Origin of the sequence: Pseudoalteromonas sp. TAB23, from assembly GCF_000498075.1 — a bacterium.
Lineage (GTDB): Bacteria > Pseudomonadota > Gammaproteobacteria > Enterobacterales > Alteromonadaceae > Pseudoalteromonas > Pseudoalteromonas arctica.
The window spans coordinates 1-17,197 of record NZ_AUTP01000304.1; the positions used below are offsets into that span (position 1 = coordinate 1).

Sequence of the window (17,197 nt, forward strand, 5' to 3'; positions counted from 1 at the left end):
TGGCTTGGCGGCACAATTAGATGGCTGCCTTCGCCACGTATTTCATCACTAAATTCAAAGTGCGGAAAAACTTGCGGTTGTAACTGCTGAGGTGCGACTAATTGAATAGGCCATGCATTCATACCCGCGTAATTAGTAACGCGGGTAAAAACATTACTCGCCATTTCCTCAATGCTCGATACCGAATCGGGGAAAAAAGTGGCCGTTGGCAGTACTATTTGAGTGTACTTTGTAAAAAACTCTGCATCAAAATTTTCTACAGCCCAAATAAATGTATCAATAAGCCATTGCTGCTCTTGATCTTCCAATAAAGGTGCCGATTTAAATAAAGCTAACATAAGGTGCTCTTATAAGTTTTAGTGCTAGTTTAGTTTTTTTGTGTAAGTGCCCAATCCCACGCTTGAGTATTGTATAGCGGCACTGTTGATAGTGCATGGTGGTGGCTACCACTGGATTCTTTAGTTGAATACGATAAATACAATAAAGTACGATTCTCAGCATCGTAAATACGGCGCACTTTTAGTGATTTAAATAATATACTTTTAGATGATTTGAATATCACTTCACCTGATTTACTGCGGTCTATTTTTTGTAGCTGCTGCGCTGTAATAGGACCCGTTTGACGACATGCTATAGACATATCAGACGGATCAGAAAAGTCCAAATTAGCCTCTATATGACTAATATGACAAGTAACACCTTTAAGGATTGGATCTTGCTGCGAATTAACCACAACATCTTTAGTTGTAAATAACCCCAGACTTACCGATGCAACATCGTCAGAGCAAGCACTTAATGTAACAACTGCACCTGTAAGTAAAGCTAAACGTTTAAATTTTTGTGTTAATTTCATACTTATCCTTAATCAATATATAGGTAACTTAGCACCTACGTTACTAAGCGAAGGTTCACCTGTTTGTTTTTATACTAACATCAAAAATAAATACGACTAAATTAGTTTAAAGTAAAGATTTTAGATAGCTCAGGGTTTAGCGAACCCTGTTGTATTTGATACAATTAACTCTCGCTCATGCAGTAACTCATAATAGGAAACGCCTAAATGCCGCACATTATTATTGAACACTCAGAAGACCTCCCTGTTTTACCACAAGTACTGGTAGAAAAAATTCATACTACCGCTTTCGAAAGTAACTTATTTGAATTAGAAACCATCAAAACACGCGCCATTGCTTATCAGCAATATCAACTTGGCGCAGGAAAATCAGGGTTTATACATATCGCGGTACATATTTTAGCGGGACGCTCAATTGAGCAAAAACAAATGTTAAGCGAACTGCTACTTTCATGCTTAAAAACATACTGCAGAGCATCAGACAGTTTAAGCGTAAATATTTACGATATTGAGCATGAGATATACCGTAAAAATTAGTTAACTTTTGTAGTTTTGAGCAATAAAAGTAAACACTAGTAAGTAAAAAGCCCCAATAGGGGCTTTTTTTGTATTCTGAAATCAGATGCAGCTCATTGTCATTTACAAAATAGAGCATGAATAGCGTCCGATCTAACGCTGGAATTTAATAGTGCATTCGCACTCTTTCAAATTTAAGAAAGCTTAGCTTAATCTATGGATTAACTTTATTTAAATTATATTTATTATTAGGGGTAAATAAAGAATAATAAATTACACGATATTAAATTCATGTAGCTTTAAATAATTTGAGTAGGTATTTACTTGGAAAGTTTGCAAAAGTGGTGGCCCCTCCCAGACTCGAACTGGGGACCTAACGATTATGAGTCGAAGAATAAAAGCATTTACCCGCATTGGTGAAACCTCATAAAACCCCATAAACACTGACCTACAGAACATAAACCACATATGGCGCATTGTTTCATATTGATGTATATTTACTCAAAATAGATCCGTAGCCGTTCCGTGAGCGATCCGCGAAGATAAAAAGCCCTAACTATGCGCCAACACAGCTAGGGCTACCAGAAGAACCATAAGGGGGTTCAAATGGCTAAAGTAAATACTAACACTAATAAGGTGAATTTTACCGCTGACCGAGTACGCAGCTTTAAATGTGCCGATGATAAAAAAGAGTCCTTTCTATGGGATAGTGGTTGCACAGGGCTTGGCATAAGAGCTTACTCATCAGGTAAAAAAACATATATTTTCCAAGCGTCAATAAATGGCAAAACAAAAAGGGCTGTTATTGGTCCTGTCGATAGCTTTGATATTAACGAAGCCAGAGATAAAGCGAACGAGTATCAAAAAAATGCTAAAAACTTTATAAGCCCAACTAAAGTTAAACGAGAAAAAGCAGCTATTGAACTAGCCGAAGAACAAGAAGAATTGCNTGGCTTGAATATGTAGAATCGAACAAAAGCCGATGGGGCGAAAAACACTATAAAGACCACCTAAAAGCAATACAGGAGCCTAATCAGCCTTGGGCTAGGGGTAAAGGGCGATTAACTAAAGCTGGTTGCTTATACCCACTCATATCGATAAAGCTAAAAGACTTAAACGCCAAAAAAATTGAGTCTTGGTTGAAAAAAGAAAATATCACACGGGCAGGAGTTGCAGGTCAAACCTATCGTTTATTATTTGCCTGTTTAAATTGGTGTACTGAACAAGAGCAATACGGTGGTTTAATTAACATAGCTAAGCTTAAAACCAAGGACGTAAAAAGCGCAGTTACAAAACTAAAATCACGAACCGATACTCTACAAAAAGAACAGCTCCCCGACTTTTTCAAATATGTAAGGCAAATACAAAACCCGGTTATTTCAGCCTATGTGCAAACTTTGCTATTGACTGGTTCGCGTAGAAATGAATTAACGGGTCTTAGGTGGTCTGAATTAGACTTTCAGTGGAACAGTATAACCATCAGAGATAAAGCCACCAGCAAGGGCGCAGAAGCTGGCTATAGAGTTATCCCACTAACACCTTATGTGGCTAGTTTGCTTATTAACTTACCCCGCAGAAATGAATGGGTTTTCTCCACCCCCACTGGTGCAACAGGCAAACTAACAGACCCTAGAAAAAGCCTTGAACCAGCCTTTCAAGCCGCTGGTATTGAGGGTTTAACCTTGCACGGTTTACGCCGTAGCTTTTCAAACTTATCTGAATGGGTAGAAATTCCAACGGGCGTAGTCGCTCAAATCATGGGCCACAAACCCAGCGCAACCGCTGAAAAACATTACAAGCAAAGGCCGCTCGATTTATTAAGGAAATGGCACACAACGTTAGAAGCTTGGATATTAGAACAGGCTTGTGTGGCTATGCCTGCAATCAATGAGCAGCGCTTGACGCTTCTTAAGGGGGCTCTATGACTGATAATAAATTTATAGAAGCCGATCGTTTTATTGAAGCGAAATATAAAGAGCTGGGAAAAGAAATATTGGATATTACTGGTCGGCCTTTAGTTGTTTTAGAAATAGCAAAAAAAGCAGGCACATATACGTGCAAAGCAACAGGGAATGAATTTAATCAGCTTTATACAGTTGGCTCAAACGAAAATGAGTTAGATAAAATCATTAATGTAGCTAAAAGCCAAATTGTATATTGGGAAGCGCTAATGAGGATTTTTAAAGATTTAAACACGTTGCAAAGACCTATCCCCAAAAACCTCGCAGATTTTATACTCGATCAACTTGGTGAAAATAAAAAGGGAAAACCAAGAACCCCCCAAGAGTGGACTAACTATACAAGAGATTTTTTAATAAGGATTATAGCTTTTGAAGCAAGGGAAAAATTCCGCGATATTCCTATGAAAACGACAGGAAATCGACAAGGAGATCGACAAAGTGAAAGTATATGTAGTCTTATAGCAAAGCATGTAAATAGATCCGAAGATTCCATATATAAAATAGTCAAATCCAAAAAAAGGAAGAGTACTTAAAGCACTTTTCCAGTTATCACCCAGATAGATATAATCATAATGGACTCATATTAATACAACACAGGCGTATATATATGAGTTTACCAACAGTTCAAAACCTAACCACAGAACAGTTTGCTTTAGCGTTACAAGGCAAACCAAGCACGATAAGAACTCGCCTATGCAAAACGGGCAGCTTTTACGGAATTAAACCAATTAAGTTACCTTCTGGGCGCCTATTGTGGCCTGTCGATGCCGTACAGGCTTTATTAACTGGCAAGGGGGCTTGATTATGAGTAAATACGCCCCATCAACCACAAATCAAAAGATTTTAATTGCGAAGTTTATGAATAAGCACGGCTCGATAAATCGTTATCATGCTGATGCTATAGGCGTTTGCCATTTAGCCGCGAGAATATATGAGCTAAGAAATAAAGGCTTTAAAATTAGCTCTATTAGTCAGCTTGCCACCGATCCTCATGGTATAGAACATAAAGGTATTAGCCGATACTGGTTTGACTATAAGGCAATGACGAAAGAGCAAATAGAGACGTTGAATAAGTTACTTGGGAAGTCCTAGAACGCATAGCTAAACACTATACGAACTAAGACTAATAACCACTGCTGGTGGGGAAGTTTGGCGACCTAGCCACCAGCTAATTAAGAGTAACTTATTCATGCTTAATATTCATTTTTTTTACTGCCTGTATTTTATTTTTTGCTTTATAAAAGTTTGGCGGTTTTGTCTCTACTCACATTTGGCGGTTTTGTCTTGGCGGTTTTGTCCATGGATTATTGCTTTAGGCCCAGCAGTGGCAATATGTGCATTGTTATTGGGTAGTGCAATCTCAGACGGTCGTTTATATTATCCCTTTAAAAGTACCTGTTAGCTTATGGCAAAACGTAAGTATAAAAACACAACAGGTCGAAAGCATATTTCAAAAGCTGATACCGTTTTACATCGAGGTGAATTAGTCCCTATTAATGCTAATGGCTCGGGCTGTTATACCTATATGCTTAAAAAGATATTTGAGCAATTTGATATAGGCTTAGATAAATGGAAGCGACAGGTATTTATCAGAATTGATTTACACCAAGCAGAGCTAACCGAAAATAATGCACGAATAACAAAGTTTAGAAAACGATTGGCTACAAAACTTACTGCGCATTACGGACCACATGAAATGGGCTATTGTTGGGTAAGGGAGTTAGAAAAAGCGAAAGCCCAGCATTACCACATGAAATTATGGTTTGATGGTGACTTACTTAAAACATCACATTACGTTAGAAAGTACGCCAAGCAAGTATGGGAAGAAATGGGCGGCACTTTCCCAAGCTTGCCTAAAACCTATATTTATATTAACTCACCAGAAACAAGGCTCGAAGCTTTATATTGGTTATCTTATTTGGCAAAATGGCGCGGCAAAGGGTACAAAACCCCGCAAACAAAAGACTATGGCACAAGTCGATTAAAAATTAGTGTTTTAACTTTCTAATAGGTAATTAATGTTTTAAGTACCTTTTAAACCTTAGGAAATATCAGGAAGTGTCAGGAAGTATTATTGACTAACTATAAAACTATATAATGAGAGTGTTATCACCCTCATTATAGAAAGTACTTTTAATCGTGAATAGCTTCTAATTTAATTATCAAAGGCACTACATAGACTGGGCTAAATTCACGACATTAATTAAATCATGCTTTCTAGGTAACTTTTCATCATGGTAGCCGTCTTTGCCATAAAACCGAATAGTTACTGTTTCATAGTTAGCCTCGGCTATTATTTGCGCTGTTTCAAAGTCAAGAAAGCCAGAGACTATTTCAATTTTCTCATGCTCTCTTGCGCTTTCATTATAGCTACCAATAATCCTTTCCGTTCTACCAGATAATTCCGCAACCATTTCTTTTTCAATATAAATTTCAGCTTTATCATAGAATGACCAACTACCATAAAGCGCCACCGAAAAAACATCGACTGCAATTTGATTATTTCCGCTAACCCAAGTGTACTCAATTGTTCGGCTTTCAGAACCAGCTAGTAAAAACATAACATTTGAATCATTCGCAGTAGCTTGTACACGATCTTTTAATTCATCATAAGTGCATGTAATTTCTTTGCAGTTTTTAGTTAAAGACTCTTCTGACAGCCCACTCTCTGCGCTGAATTTAGCATAATCATTAGTAACACAACCAGCCAAAACACCCACTAAGGCAAGTACAAAAATATTTTTTTCCATTTATATTATCTCCATTTTTTAAAAGCCACTACATAGAATAGCGTTAAGTAAAATTACCATTTATTCATAGTCGATCTTCTTGTAGCAAATAAAAGATTATTGAACAAGTGTTAGAAACAAAGCCTAGCATTAATATGCAGGCGGTTATTTAGACTTAATTTAATAAGCACCATCATAAAGTGACAGAAAAATAAGGAGTTTAAAGTAGCTCTAGGTATTAAAATAGGTCGCCGTGAAGAGCATATGATGCAATATGTAAGTTAACGAAGTACGTACTTTATAAAATCGCACCTGATTCTAGTGGTTTAATAAATAGAAAAGAAAATGCTTATACAAATATTTTTACTATATCTATTGACGAAAGCAAACAATATACGAGCTTGTAGCCTGACTTTTACGGCTTAGGACTTAGCAAAACTTAAGATTTTCAACGCAACGATAAAGTACTAAACCTAACTTTTAATGTGCCTTGATGCAGGTAAGCAGATAAATAGTTATGCGAACAATACGCGCGGGTTAAATGTTACGGTAAAATTATGAAGCTTAAGAAATTAGATCCGCTATCGTTCCGTGGAATAATATTTTAATTTTTGTTAGTGGGTATTTACTTGGAAAGTTTGTAAAAGTGGTGGCCCCTCCCAGACTCGAACTGGGGACCTAACGATTATGAGTCGTGTGCTCTAACCAACTGAGCTAAGGGGCCAACTTTTATATAACTGCTAGGCAGTTAATTTTTGAAGCGTTCAGTCACAGAGCGACTAAAGCGGGTTGCAGTATAAAAACTTTTTAGGTGCTTGTCACTACCAAACACCTTTATTTTAACAATCAGTAAGCTAACTGCTTAAATAGTAATCTTTTAGGTGGGTATAAGCATAAAATACAAGATATTTCCCATGATGTTCTCTGCATTAAATTATAAAAACCCTACTCCCACATGTAGTCTTTTATATTTAACGCTCTGCTTTTTTAAGTAAAGCTAACATATATGTGTAGGCATACAAGGCTGTAAAAAATATGCTTGGGGCTACTGTAAGTGCCAAATTAGGTGTCTGATTAGTTACATTCACCATAATCACTAAGCTCGATTGAACAGTAATCGGAATAATAGGCGCAAAAAGTACACCTGCTATTTTTTTGTTACCTAAATACGAGGCGCTAGAGTTAATTGCATTATTGAAGCTTTGTCGTATTGCTACGTTTTGTGGTGTTTTAGAATGAAACATACAAATAATTGGAGTTACAAACGCAAGCGTTACATAACTAGACTTATACTTTTTGACGACCTTTTCTAAAATAAAAGTAAAAAACAGCGTTACAAATCCACTATACAAACCTTGTACTAATGCAGCTTGAAGCGTGACCGATTTAGCAATATCTGCCGAACTGTTCGCCCAGTAGGCCCAGCTAAAATAAAAAACGAATGACACAACGCCTGACAGTATAAGTCGAATATTCAATTAGCTACCTCAATATGCGTAAAAGCTTGGTTTAATGATAACACTAGAAGTGATAGTAATATTGTCACTAAATAATAGAGTAATTAATTGCGTATTGTAGATATATAAACAAACTAATGTTAAAGATTTCCTAACTGGCATCAATACAGAATCAGAACACTACGGTTAGTTAGAGAGCTTAATTGAAATAAACAATGGTTTGGCTGAGGGAATGTTGGGAGTGAGTTACAAGAAATAAATCACTTAGTTTGAGTAAATTAAAAATTAGATTTTGATAAAAAATATTTACTTTAAAAACTAATATTGTGAGCCGAACAGTACTGGGGCACTTGTATCATTAGGCCTCAGTAGTCGGCTTACACAATATATAATCTGTCATTATTTTTTCGCAATAATGTAGATTGCATGTATTAACCCTGGGAAATAACCTAGCAGTGTTAATAAAATATTTAACCAAAAATGCATACCTAAACCAACTTGCAAAAACACACCTAATGGCGGTAATAAAACCGAAAGTATTATACGAATAATATCCATGACTAAACTCCATTTAAATTAAGCATTAAAAAGGCGTAAAGCCCAGTGTTAGTGGGCCTTAACTATACTGTATTATTCAGCAACAATAGCTAGTTTATCAACTACGTCACGAACATCTTCAGCATTTTTAGCAATTTTAACTGCTAGTTGTTTTTCAGCTTCAGACTCTACTGAACCGTTCAGAGTTACAATACCGTTGTCGGTATCAACATCGATGTCTGTACCACCAACTTCTGAGTCAAACAGGAAGCGAGTTGTGATTACAGTGGTGATTTTAGCGTCCGTTAGGTCGTTATCATCATCGTCCATCATGTCATTGCTTTTATCTTTGGTATCCATGCTTTTAACAACAGTAAGGCTGTTATCAACATCAGATACACCATCTAGGCTAAGTACAAGTTCTTCTGCTAGCTCTTTATCAAGCTCGCTATTAACTTTACCTGTAAGTACTACCTTGCCATTTTTTACATCAGTGTTAATGTCAAAGTTGTTTAGATTAGTGTTCATAAGTAGAACTGTTTCTGCCTTACCATCAATCCAAGCATCTTTACTTTCGTTTTCCCAGCTGTTTGCTTGGGCACCCATAGCCGTAGTACCAAGAACTAAAGCCGCGATAATAGATTTGTTAAATGTTTTCATAATCTTTCTCCTTTTGATTAAAGACACTTTAACTAATGCGAGCTTTAGGCCAACTTTATTTATATATACATTTCAACAACTTGATATAATTTGGGGATAAGGCACTATCTATAGCTGTGTAACTATTTACAGGCTACTCGGTAAAACTTTCTCAAATAGTGAAAATAACTAGATAATTGCACTTTTGGTTAATCTATCGTTAATATAACAAAATAAAAAACATCATTATAAATTAACCTACTGATAATTAGGGTGATTATATTTGGTGCGTGCTTTGCATATAAACATCAAGAGCAGTATCAATAGTAAATATAATAAGGAATGCCCCATGTCTGTAAAAGTTGAAGACCGCCCAATAGAGCAAGTACGCGAACAAGTAATTGACCAATTAATTTATAATTACAGTCATGGGGTTATTTCTGTTGATGCATTTGAGAGGCGACTCGATAGCGCGATGGATGCACCTAATAACGAAGCACTGCTAGCCTTAGTAGAAGACTTAACACTTAATACCGATCAGCAATATAAAGCAGAAAAACAATCGCAATTTAAACCACATTATAGTGCACAGCAAAACAGTGATGATGATTTTACATTACGCAGTATTTTAGGCTCTAACGAACGAAGCGGTCAGTGGGTTGTCCCAAAAAATATATATTTAAGTAACTTTATGGGATCGGTGGTACTTGATTTTACTGATGCCATTTTTGCGCATCAAAATGTAACTATTCACGTTAACTGTATTTTTGGTAGCGATGAGATTTACGTACCAGAGCATGTAAATGTAGTGTCTAAAATGTTTTGTATTTTAAGTAGTCTTGAAAATAAATCTGTGTCGCTTAACAAACGCCAAGGTCCTACTATTCATATTGAAGGAAAGGCAGTTATGGGATCGGTTGAAGTAAAAATAAAGCGCACAATTAAAGAAAAATTTATGAGCTTTGCAAATGAGCTAAAAACCCAGTTTGGCACGGGTAATAATAACCGCTCACAATAATTGACTAGCAGCACTTTAGCGTGCTGCTTAGTATTTTATTATAAATCGTTATTTCGTTCGCTTGGTATGTCACTTGAATACTCTACAAATTCCAACTCAAACCCGGCGGGATCAATAAAGTAAACATTCTTTCTGAAAGGATTCTCGCTACCTTGCTTGCTTACTGTAAAACCCACTTTATTTAAGCGCATTACTACTGCGCTTAAATTATTAGTTACATAAGCAAAGTGTGCAAAACCAATTTGATGGCCCGATAAGTTTCTGTTTTCACCCTCACCATGATCGCTTATCGCAATGTAATGCGTGTCATCTCCAAAGTGTACCCAGCGTCTTGGTTTTCCATGCCAATCGCCTCTGCCCTCACTTCTAATCGACCAATGTGGAAATACAGCGCGATAAAATTTAAGCATGCTATCTATATCACTCGCGACTAAGTTTACGTGCTCTAAATACATAATGTTGTCCTATCAATTAAGTTAGGATCACGATAAAACCTTAAGCTAACTTTAGGTAAAGCGTTATTTAAAATTAATTCAATTTAATTAACACACAAAGGAACATAATGACTTATTAATTGCTCATTATTATTTTTTAAAAATATAGACACTTTTCAATCTTGTATAAAAAACAAACATAAGTATTTGGGGTTTATTGTTTACTTTATGTCAAAAGTCGCTAAAATACGCCGGCTGAAATATATAAACGTTCTTTTACAACCCAAAGGTAATACCATGCATCCAATGTTAAACATTGCGGTTCGCGCTGCGCGCAACGCAGGCAAAATTTTACTTCGCGCAAGTGAGGATTTATCAAAAGTTGAAGTGCAACAAAAAGGCGCTAACGACTTAGTAACTAACATTGATAAAGAAGCCGAAGCCGTAATTCGTGACACTATTTTACAGTCTTACCCTACTCACTCTATTGTTGGTGAAGAATTAGGTGAGCATAAAGGCAAGGATGATGATTACCAATGGATTGTAGACCCTATCGATGGAACAACTAACTTCATCAAAGGTATCCCTCATTACGCGGTTTCTATCGCACTTAAAGTTAAAGGTCGTTTAGACCAAGCTGTTATTTATGATCCAATTCGTGGTGAGCTTTTCACTGCATCTCGCGGTCAAGGCACTCAGTTAAACAGCAAACGTCTACGTGTTAGCAAAACTACGGTTCTTGCAGGCACTGTACTTGCTACTGGTTTCCCTTTCAAAAACAAAAACCACATGGATGCATACACTGAAGCGTTTAAAGCATTATTTGTACACACTGCAGACATTCGCCGTGCAGGTTGTTCTGCTTTAGATATGGCATACGTTGCAGCTGGCCGTGTTGATGGATTTTTTGAAATTGGTTTAAAACCTTGGAACTCTGCTGCAGGCGAACTTATGGTTAAAGAAGCGGGCGGTATGGTTGTAGATTTCGCTGGTGGTAATAACTATAACCACAGCGGCAATATTATCTGTGGTTCACCAAAATTGACTCAAGCAATTATTCGTGAAATTCGTCCAGTATTAACTGAGTCGTTACTTCGCTAATTAAATGCTATTAATAGCATACTAAAAAGGAGCTCAGGCTCCTTTTTTTGTGCTTAAAAATAAGGGTTATCTAGCTTCAGTTCTACTGTTTTACCTTTTTCGTAAGGTAACGAGTTTAAATCTTTTGCGAAATATTCATCAAATAAAGCATCAAACTCACCATTTTTTTGCATTATCTCAAGCCCTTTTTTAATTGCCACTGCAAGCTCTGGCTTACTATTTGATACAAAATAATAAAACCCTGTTGGATAACTCATATATAAATTAGGTACTATCACTAGGTTACTTTGTTTATTTGCCGCTAGCTCTGAATTAACCTCGATAAATGAACGTGGGAAGTAATCAATACGCCCTGCACTTGTTAAGGCAAACATAGCCTGATAATTTGCAAACGGCCTTATATGCAGGCCATTAAACGCCATTATTTTTGTATCAGGCCAATCATGACCTTGCACCGCAGAAAGCCTACCTAACTGCTCTAAGCTAGTAATACCTTTAAATCTAGCAATGCTGTTCTTACTTGTTAATAGTGCCCTTTTACCTATGTAGCCTTTAAACAATGGGATTTTAATCGCAATAGCTAAAGACTCTCTTTCGGGGCTGCTCATACTCCAGTATAAATCTAAATTTTTTGTATCTAGTGCTATTAAAGTACGTTGTTGATGAGGATGAATTAAAACGGGGTTAATCTCTGCAGGGTATTGTGCGCTCACCAATGCTTTTTCTAATAGCTCGTTAAGGTAGTCGTCACGAGCATATTGCACACGCTGCTCCTGCGCTACATTTACGATATTTACGTCACTTGCTAAAGCGCTGCATATAAACAAACTTACTACGTTAACTAAATACTTTAATGGCAACATAATTATCACCTTAGTTATTATCGGTAGTTTTAACAGTTATTATTGATAGTTTAAATTATCGCGTTATTTAAGCTAAATAGCTTCGAGCGCCTAAATGTAAGATGACGATATTATGTAACTGTACTTATTAATAACCGCGCTATAAATACTTATTTTAAATACATAGTACGACGTTACACTCATGGCGTGCTCTACAAAGTTAGCACTGTTTATTCATACTTGCACAGTAAAGCTAAAACAATCGTGCGCATAAATATATTACAGGCAATAAAAAACCGCTCAATGAGCGGTTTTTTAAAGTAGTTACAAAACCATTACGGCATAGCGTCTTGGTCTGCACCTTCTTTTTCAATTACTTCTGGTATTAAGTCTTCTTTGCTTACGCCCATTGCTATAGCAACAGAGCTCGCAACATAAATCGAAGAATAAGTACCAATAAACACACCAAACAGCAATGCAGTTGCAAAGCCATGAATGGTTTGTCCGCCCCATGCAAACAAAGCAATCAATACTAAAATAGTCGTGATTGAGGTTACAAGTGTACGGTTAAGTGTTTGCGTAAGTGAAATATCAATAATTTCTACAGTATCGTCAATGCGCACTTTGCGGAAGTTTTCACGTATACGGTCAGATACAACAATTGTATCGTTAAGTGAATAACCTATTACCGCAAGAATTGCCGCTAATATAGTTAAATCAAACTCTAAACCTAATACCGAAAATAAACCCACAGTAATAATAACATCATGAAGTAGTGCACCTACCGCACCCACAGCAAAGCGCCATTCAAAACGAAACGCAACGTAGATTAAGATACAAATAAGTGCAGTTAACATGGCAAGGCCACCCTGCTCTTTTAAGTCTTCACCTACACTTGGGCCTACAAACTCAATACGGCGCATTACTACGCTGTCATCTGCTTTTTTAAGTGCGTCGATTACTTGGTTACCAATCACTTCAGCTTTTACATCGCTACCGCGTGGTGCTAAGCGAACTAAAATCTCTTGGCTTGAACCAAATAGCTGCACTGATGCATCAGCAAAACCATTATCAGCTAGTGCATCACGTACTTTTTTAAGGTCAGCCGGTTGTGAAAAACCCACTTCTACCGCCGTACCGCCGGTAAAATCTAAACCAAAGTTTAGGCCCTTAACAAAAATTGATGCAAACGACGCTAAAATTAATAACGTCGAAAAACCCATAGCCACTTTACGAAGAGACATGAAACGAAGGGTTCTACTACCCAAACTTAAAATTTGCATGTCAGCTCCTTAAATCGAAAGTTTATCAATACGTTTACCACCAACAAATAAGTTGATTACCGCACGGGTACCAACAATGGCCGTAAACATTGAAGTTAAAATACCAATCGCAAGTGTAACCGCAAAGCCTGCTATTGGACCTGTGCCCACTGCAAACAGTATAACGGCAGCGATCAGAGTAGTGATGTTGGCATCAAATATGGTGCTAAATGCGCTATCGTAACCAAAATGAATCGCTTGTTGAGGGCTACGGCCATCGGCCAGCTCTTCACGAATACGTTCAAAAATAAGTACGTTAGCATCAACCGCCATACCTACCGTTAATACAATACCTGCAATACCAGGTAGCGTAAGTGTCGCGCCTGGAATTAAAGACATAACACCTACAATTAGTACTAAGTTAGCCGCAAGCGCAAGGTTTGCAACCATACCAAAGCCTTTGTAGTACACAAGCATAAACACAAGTACAAACGCAAAACCAAGTGCAACCGCAGTCATACCCGCTTCAATATTTTCTTGACCTAAACTTGGACCTACAGTGCGCTCTTCAACAATTTGAATTGGTGCTACAAGCGCACCTGCACGAAGTAGCAAACTTAAGTTATGTGCTTCAGCTGGGTTATCGATACCTGTAATACGGAACGAGCGATCAAGACGAGCTTGAATAGTTGCTACGTTAATTACTTCTTCAACCTTAATCGGTGGAAGTGCTTTACCGTCTGAATCTTTTTTACCTGATGGCTTGTACTCAATAAATACCGTTGCCATTCGCTTGCCAATAGCACGCTTGGTAAAGGCATTCATTTTTGCCCCACCTTTGCTATCTAACGTAATACTTACTTGTGGGCGTTGGTATTCATCAGCGCCAGATTGCGCGCCAGTTATATGGCTGCCTTCTAAAATAATACGTTTTTTAAGAACCACAGGATAACCGTCGCGGCTCATAATCATTTCAGTGCCTGCAGGAATTCGACCTTGGGCAGCAGCACTTGCATCGGCATTTTCGTCTACTTCACGAAATTCAAGTGTTGCCGTAGCGCCTAATATTTCTTTAGCGCGAGCAGTGTCTTGAATACCTGGAAGTTGAACAATAATACGCTCAGAACCTTGACGCTGTACGTTTGGTTCAGCAACACCAATTTGGTTGATACGGTTACGAATAATCGTTTCATTTTGCTTGATAGCGTAGTCACGAATTCCTTTGAGTTTTTGCTCACTCATCGTCGCAAAAAATGCTTTATCGTTACTGCTGTCATCAATGTAAACGTTTAGTGGGTAGCGAGTTTCTAAAACGCTTTCAGCTGCATTTTTATCTTCCTCGGTACGCATTTCTACACGCATACGCTCAGAGCCGGCTACACGTCGAACACTACGGTAACGTAGTTTTTCTTCGCGTAAATCACTACGAAAATCTTGTTCCATTTGCTCAAGTTGGTTATCAACCGCCGTAGCCATGTCGATTTCCATAGTGAAATGTACACCACCACTTAAATCAAGACCGAGCTTCATTGGTTCTCCACCAACCGCTTTTAACCACGCTGGTTGAGCTGGAGCCATATTTATAGCAGAAATGTAGTCGTCGCTAAGTGAGTCGCGCAGCACATCATGCGCTTTTAGCTGCTCTTCAACATTTTTTAAACGAACTAAAATTTGCCCATCTTCAAGTATTGTCGATTTAGCGGTTACATTATTTTTTTCAAGGATTGCGTTTACTTTGTCTACAACACTGAGATCTACATCAGCGCCTTTAGCACCTGAAACTTGTATAGCCGGATCGCGACCATACAAGTTTGGAGAGGCATATAAAAGGCCAATGGCTACCACAGCTAAAACAAGTAAATACTTCCAAACTGGAAACTTGTTTAACACGGGGTCGTCCTTATTATTTTTATAGCGACTTCATTGTGCCTTTTGGCAATACTGCAGATACTGCAGATTTTTGTACTGTTACTTCTGCCTGCTCGTTTAAAGAGATAACGATGAAATCTTTCTCTTCAGAAATCTTCACAATTTTACCCACTAAACCGCCTTGGGTAAGTACTTCATCGCCTTTAGCCATCATACTCATTAAGCTTTTGTGCTCTTTAACGCGCTTAGCTTGCGGGCGGTAGATTAAAAAGTAAAAAACCAAACCGAAAATAGCTAACATTATTAGCATTTCCCAACCACCGCTTGCCGCAGGTTGACCAGCTGCTGCGTGTGCATTTGAAATAAATAAACTCATGATACTTCCTCTTTAATTTTAAAGTTTAATTTTTTATATCTACTAGCTCTGGCACGTCTTGGCCTCGGCGAGCATAAAAATCTTGTACAAATTCTTCTAATTTACCTTCGCTAATTGCATTACGTAAACCTTCCATAACACGTTGATAGTAACGTAAGTTATGAATTGTGTTTAGTCGCGCACCTAAAATTTCGTTACATTTATCAAGGTGATGCAAATAAGCTCGTGAATAGTTTCCACACGTATGGCAATCACACTCAGGGTCAAGTGGCCCTGTGTCTGTTTTATGTACTGCGTTACGTATTTTAACTACACCCGTGGTAATGAATAAATGGCCGTTACGCGCATTACGTGTTGGCATAACACAGTCAAACATATCAATACCACGGCGAACAGACTCAACTAAATCCTCTGGCTTGCCTACACCCATAAGGTAGCGTGGTTTGTCTTCTGGCATTTTAAACGCACAATGATCAAGAATATTCATCATTTCGTTTTTAGGCTCGCCTACTGATAGACCACCTAATGCATAGCCATCAAAGCCAATTTCTTCTAAGCCTGCTTGCGATTGTGCACGTAATTCTGGGTACATACCACCTTGAATAATACCAAACAAAGCAGATGGATTGTCGCCATGCCCTTCTTTTGAGCGCTTAGCCCAACGAAGAGATAACTCCATAGAATCTTTAGCTTCTTTTTCAGTTGCTGGATATGGCGTACACTCGTCAAAAATCATAACGATGTCTGAGCCTAAGTCGCGCTGTACTTCCATCGACTTTTCAGGCGACATCATAATTTCATCACCATTTACTGGAGATTGGAATAACACGCCTTCTTCAGTGATTTTACGCATTGCGCCTAAGCTAAAGACTTGAAAACCGCCTGAGTCAGTTAAAATTGGGAAATCCCAATTCATAAAGTCGTGTAAATCACCATGTTGCTTAATGATTTCAGTACCTGGACGAAGCATTAAATGAAAGGTATTACCTAAACATATTTGCGCACCAGTGGCTTTTACTTCATCTGGCGTCATACCTTTTACAGTACCGTAAGTACCAACAGGCATAAATGCAGGTGTTTCTATTACACCACGGTCAAAAATTAAGCGGCCGCGGCGCGCTTTTCCGTCAGTACAATCTAATTCAAATTTCATATCATCCTCAATGTCAGAAAAACAGTCCAACAAGCTATAATTTAACCGCTCGATTCTACCCTTTTTGCCTCATTAATACTATTAGCTGCGATAAATTCAGGTTTGCTTATTATGCTAAACAAAAACCCCAGCTTCGTTGCTGGGGTTTTTAGTGTTTTTTACTGAGTATTAAATAATAAATGGTTACTTACGTGTTAAAAACATCGCATCACCGTAACTAAAAAATCGGTACTGCTGCTCTATTGCAGTATTGTATGCACCCATAATATTGTCTTGTCCGCTAAAAGCGCTGACTAGCATTATAAGCGTTGATTCTGGTAAGTGAAAATTAGTGACCATGGCGTCAACAACATTAAATTGGTAACCCGGAAAAATAAATATATCGGTATCACCAAAATACGTATCTAATTTGCCGCCGTGAACTTTAGCTGCCGACTCTAATGAGCGTAC

Annotated in this window: 21 protein-coding genes, 1 tRNA gene and 1 pseudogene; 9 read left to right on the top strand and 14 right to left on the bottom strand. The window is 37.8% G+C overall.

Annotated elements, in window-relative coordinates; genetic code table 11:
- Window positions 1-338, bottom strand: a pseudogene (locus L654_RS0119380) (hypothetical protein); the annotation flags it as partial.
- A 29-nt stretch (window positions 339-367) separates the two neighbouring features.
- Window positions 368-853, bottom strand: coding sequence for a CreA family protein (locus L654_RS0119385; RefSeq protein ID WP_024608806.1), 486 nt, complete (start codon window positions 851-853; stop codon window positions 368-370).
- 207 nt (window positions 854-1,060) lie between these two features.
- Between L654_RS0119385 and L654_RS0119390 the strand changes: the two genes are divergently transcribed.
- The 7 genes from L654_RS0119390 (at window position 1,061) to L654_RS0119415 (ending at window position 5,338) form a co-directional block, all read left to right on the top strand.
- The gene (locus L654_RS0119390) at window positions 1,061-1,390 is read left to right on the top strand and encodes a 5-carboxymethyl-2-hydroxymuconate Delta-isomerase (RefSeq protein ID WP_002957818.1); all 330 of its coding nucleotides are present in this window, start codon (window positions 1,061-1,063) and stop codon (window positions 1,388-1,390) included.
- Between the two features lie 585 nt (window positions 1,391-1,975).
- The gene (locus L654_RS1000000127600) at window positions 1,976-2,335 is read left to right on the top strand and encodes an Arm DNA-binding domain-containing protein (protein ID WP_050582326.1); all 360 of its coding nucleotides are present in this window, start codon (window positions 1,976-1,978) and stop codon (window positions 2,333-2,335) included.
- Between the two features lie 173 nt (window positions 2,336-2,508).
- The gene (locus L654_RS01000000126435) at window positions 2,509-3,294 is read left to right on the top strand and encodes a tyrosine-type recombinase/integrase (protein ID WP_158001154.1); all 786 of its coding nucleotides are present in this window, start codon (window positions 2,509-2,511) and stop codon (window positions 3,292-3,294) included.
- Window positions 3,291-3,863 carry a hypothetical protein gene (locus tag L654_RS0119400; protein ID WP_024608807.1) on the top strand — a complete coding sequence of 191 codons (573 nt, stop codon included), beginning with the start codon at window positions 3,291-3,293 and terminating at the stop codon, window positions 3,861-3,863. The genes L654_RS01000000126435 and L654_RS0119400 overlap by 4 nt, the downstream gene beginning before the upstream one ends.
- 74 nt (window positions 3,864-3,937) lie before the next feature.
- The gene (locus L654_RS0119405) at window positions 3,938-4,132 is read left to right on the top strand and encodes a hypothetical protein (protein WP_029753708.1); all 195 of its coding nucleotides are present in this window, start codon (window positions 3,938-3,940) and stop codon (window positions 4,130-4,132) included.
- 2 nt (window positions 4,133-4,134) lie between these two features.
- Entirely contained in the window at window positions 4,135-4,422 is a 288-nt protein-coding gene (locus tag L654_RS0119410; protein WP_024608809.1) for a helix-turn-helix domain-containing protein, read from the top strand.
- A gap of 313 nt (window positions 4,423-4,735) precedes the next feature.
- Window positions 4,736-5,338 (top strand): inovirus-type Gp2 protein, encoded by a 603-nt coding sequence (locus tag L654_RS0119415; protein ID WP_024608810.1) that lies wholly within the window; start codon window positions 4,736-4,738, stop codon window positions 5,336-5,338.
- 163 nt (window positions 5,339-5,501) lie between these two features.
- On the opposite strand, the gene L654_RS0119420 is transcribed toward L654_RS0119415, so the two are convergent.
- The 5 genes from L654_RS0119420 to L654_RS0119440 form a co-directional block, all read right to left on the bottom strand.
- Window positions 5,502-6,080: a hypothetical protein gene (locus tag L654_RS0119420; RefSeq protein ID WP_024608811.1), complete on the bottom strand. Its 579-nt coding sequence runs from the start codon at window positions 6,078-6,080 to the stop codon at window positions 5,502-5,504.
- A gap of 626 nt (window positions 6,081-6,706) precedes the next feature.
- Window positions 6,707-6,783: transfer RNA gene (locus L654_RS0119425), tRNA-Ile, on the bottom strand.
- A gap of 247 nt (window positions 6,784-7,030) precedes the next feature.
- Window positions 7,031-7,537, bottom strand: coding sequence for a hypothetical protein (locus tag L654_RS0119430; RefSeq protein WP_024608812.1), 507 nt, complete (start codon window positions 7,535-7,537; stop codon window positions 7,031-7,033).
- 378 nt (window positions 7,538-7,915) lie between these two features.
- Window positions 7,916-8,074 carry a YqaE/Pmp3 family membrane protein gene (locus L654_RS1000000127425; RefSeq protein WP_002957822.1) on the bottom strand — a complete coding sequence of 53 codons (159 nt, stop codon included), beginning with the start codon at window positions 8,072-8,074 and terminating at the stop codon, window positions 7,916-7,918.
- A gap of 72 nt (window positions 8,075-8,146) precedes the next feature.
- Entirely contained in the window at window positions 8,147-8,713 is a 567-nt protein-coding gene (locus tag L654_RS0119440; protein WP_007586486.1) for a BON domain-containing protein, read from the bottom strand.
- 328 nt (window positions 8,714-9,041) lie between these two features.
- On the opposite strand from L654_RS0119440, the gene L654_RS0119445 reads away from it, so the two are divergent.
- Window positions 9,042-9,710 (top strand): LiaF domain-containing protein, encoded by a 669-nt coding sequence (locus L654_RS0119445; protein ID WP_024608813.1) that lies wholly within the window; start codon window positions 9,042-9,044, stop codon window positions 9,708-9,710.
- Between the two features lie 38 nt (window positions 9,711-9,748).
- Here the strand turns inward: L654_RS0119445 and L654_RS0119450 are convergent, their stop codons facing one another.
- Entirely contained in the window at window positions 9,749-10,165 is a 417-nt protein-coding gene (locus L654_RS0119450; RefSeq protein ID WP_024608814.1) for a VOC family protein, read from the bottom strand.
- Window positions 10,166-10,441: 276 nt separating this feature from the next.
- On the opposite strand from L654_RS0119450, the gene suhB reads away from it, so the two are divergent.
- A complete protein-coding gene (suhB, locus tag L654_RS0119455) occupies window positions 10,442-11,245 on the top strand; it encodes an inositol-1-monophosphatase (protein ID WP_002957826.1) in 804 nt (267 codons plus the stop codon).
- A gap of 53 nt (window positions 11,246-11,298) precedes the next feature.
- Here the strand turns inward: suhB and L654_RS0119460 are convergent, their stop codons facing one another.
- The 6 genes from L654_RS0119460 to L654_RS0119485 all read right to left on the bottom strand — a co-directional run.
- Window positions 11,299-12,108, bottom strand: a complete 810-nt coding sequence (locus tag L654_RS0119460) for a transporter substrate-binding domain-containing protein (RefSeq protein WP_024608815.1) — start codon at window positions 12,106-12,108, stop codon at window positions 11,299-11,301.
- A gap of 314 nt (window positions 12,109-12,422) precedes the next feature.
- On the bottom strand, window positions 12,423-13,370 hold the full coding sequence (gene secF / locus L654_RS0119465; protein WP_024600186.1) for a protein translocase subunit SecF: 948 nt from the start codon (window positions 13,368-13,370) through the stop codon (window positions 12,423-12,425).
- A gap of 9 nt (window positions 13,371-13,379) precedes the next feature.
- Window positions 13,380-15,239 carry a protein translocase subunit SecD gene (gene secD / locus L654_RS0119470; RefSeq protein ID WP_024608816.1) on the bottom strand — a complete coding sequence of 620 codons (1,860 nt, stop codon included), beginning with the start codon at window positions 15,237-15,239 and terminating at the stop codon, window positions 13,380-13,382.
- A gap of 19 nt (window positions 15,240-15,258) precedes the next feature.
- Window positions 15,259-15,594 carry a preprotein translocase subunit YajC gene (yajC, locus tag L654_RS0119475; RefSeq protein ID WP_007586472.1) on the bottom strand — a complete coding sequence of 112 codons (336 nt, stop codon included), beginning with the start codon at window positions 15,592-15,594 and terminating at the stop codon, window positions 15,259-15,261.
- Window positions 15,595-15,619: 25 nt separating this feature from the next.
- Window positions 15,620-16,747 (bottom strand): tRNA guanosine(34) transglycosylase Tgt, encoded by a 1,128-nt coding sequence (gene tgt, locus L654_RS0119480; protein WP_007586471.1) that lies wholly within the window; start codon window positions 16,745-16,747, stop codon window positions 15,620-15,622.
- Between the two features lie 183 nt (window positions 16,748-16,930).
- A partial coding sequence (locus tag L654_RS0119485; protein WP_024608817.1) for an S-adenosylmethionine:tRNA ribosyltransferase-isomerase occupies window positions 16,931-17,197 on the bottom strand: 267 nt, incomplete at its 5' end.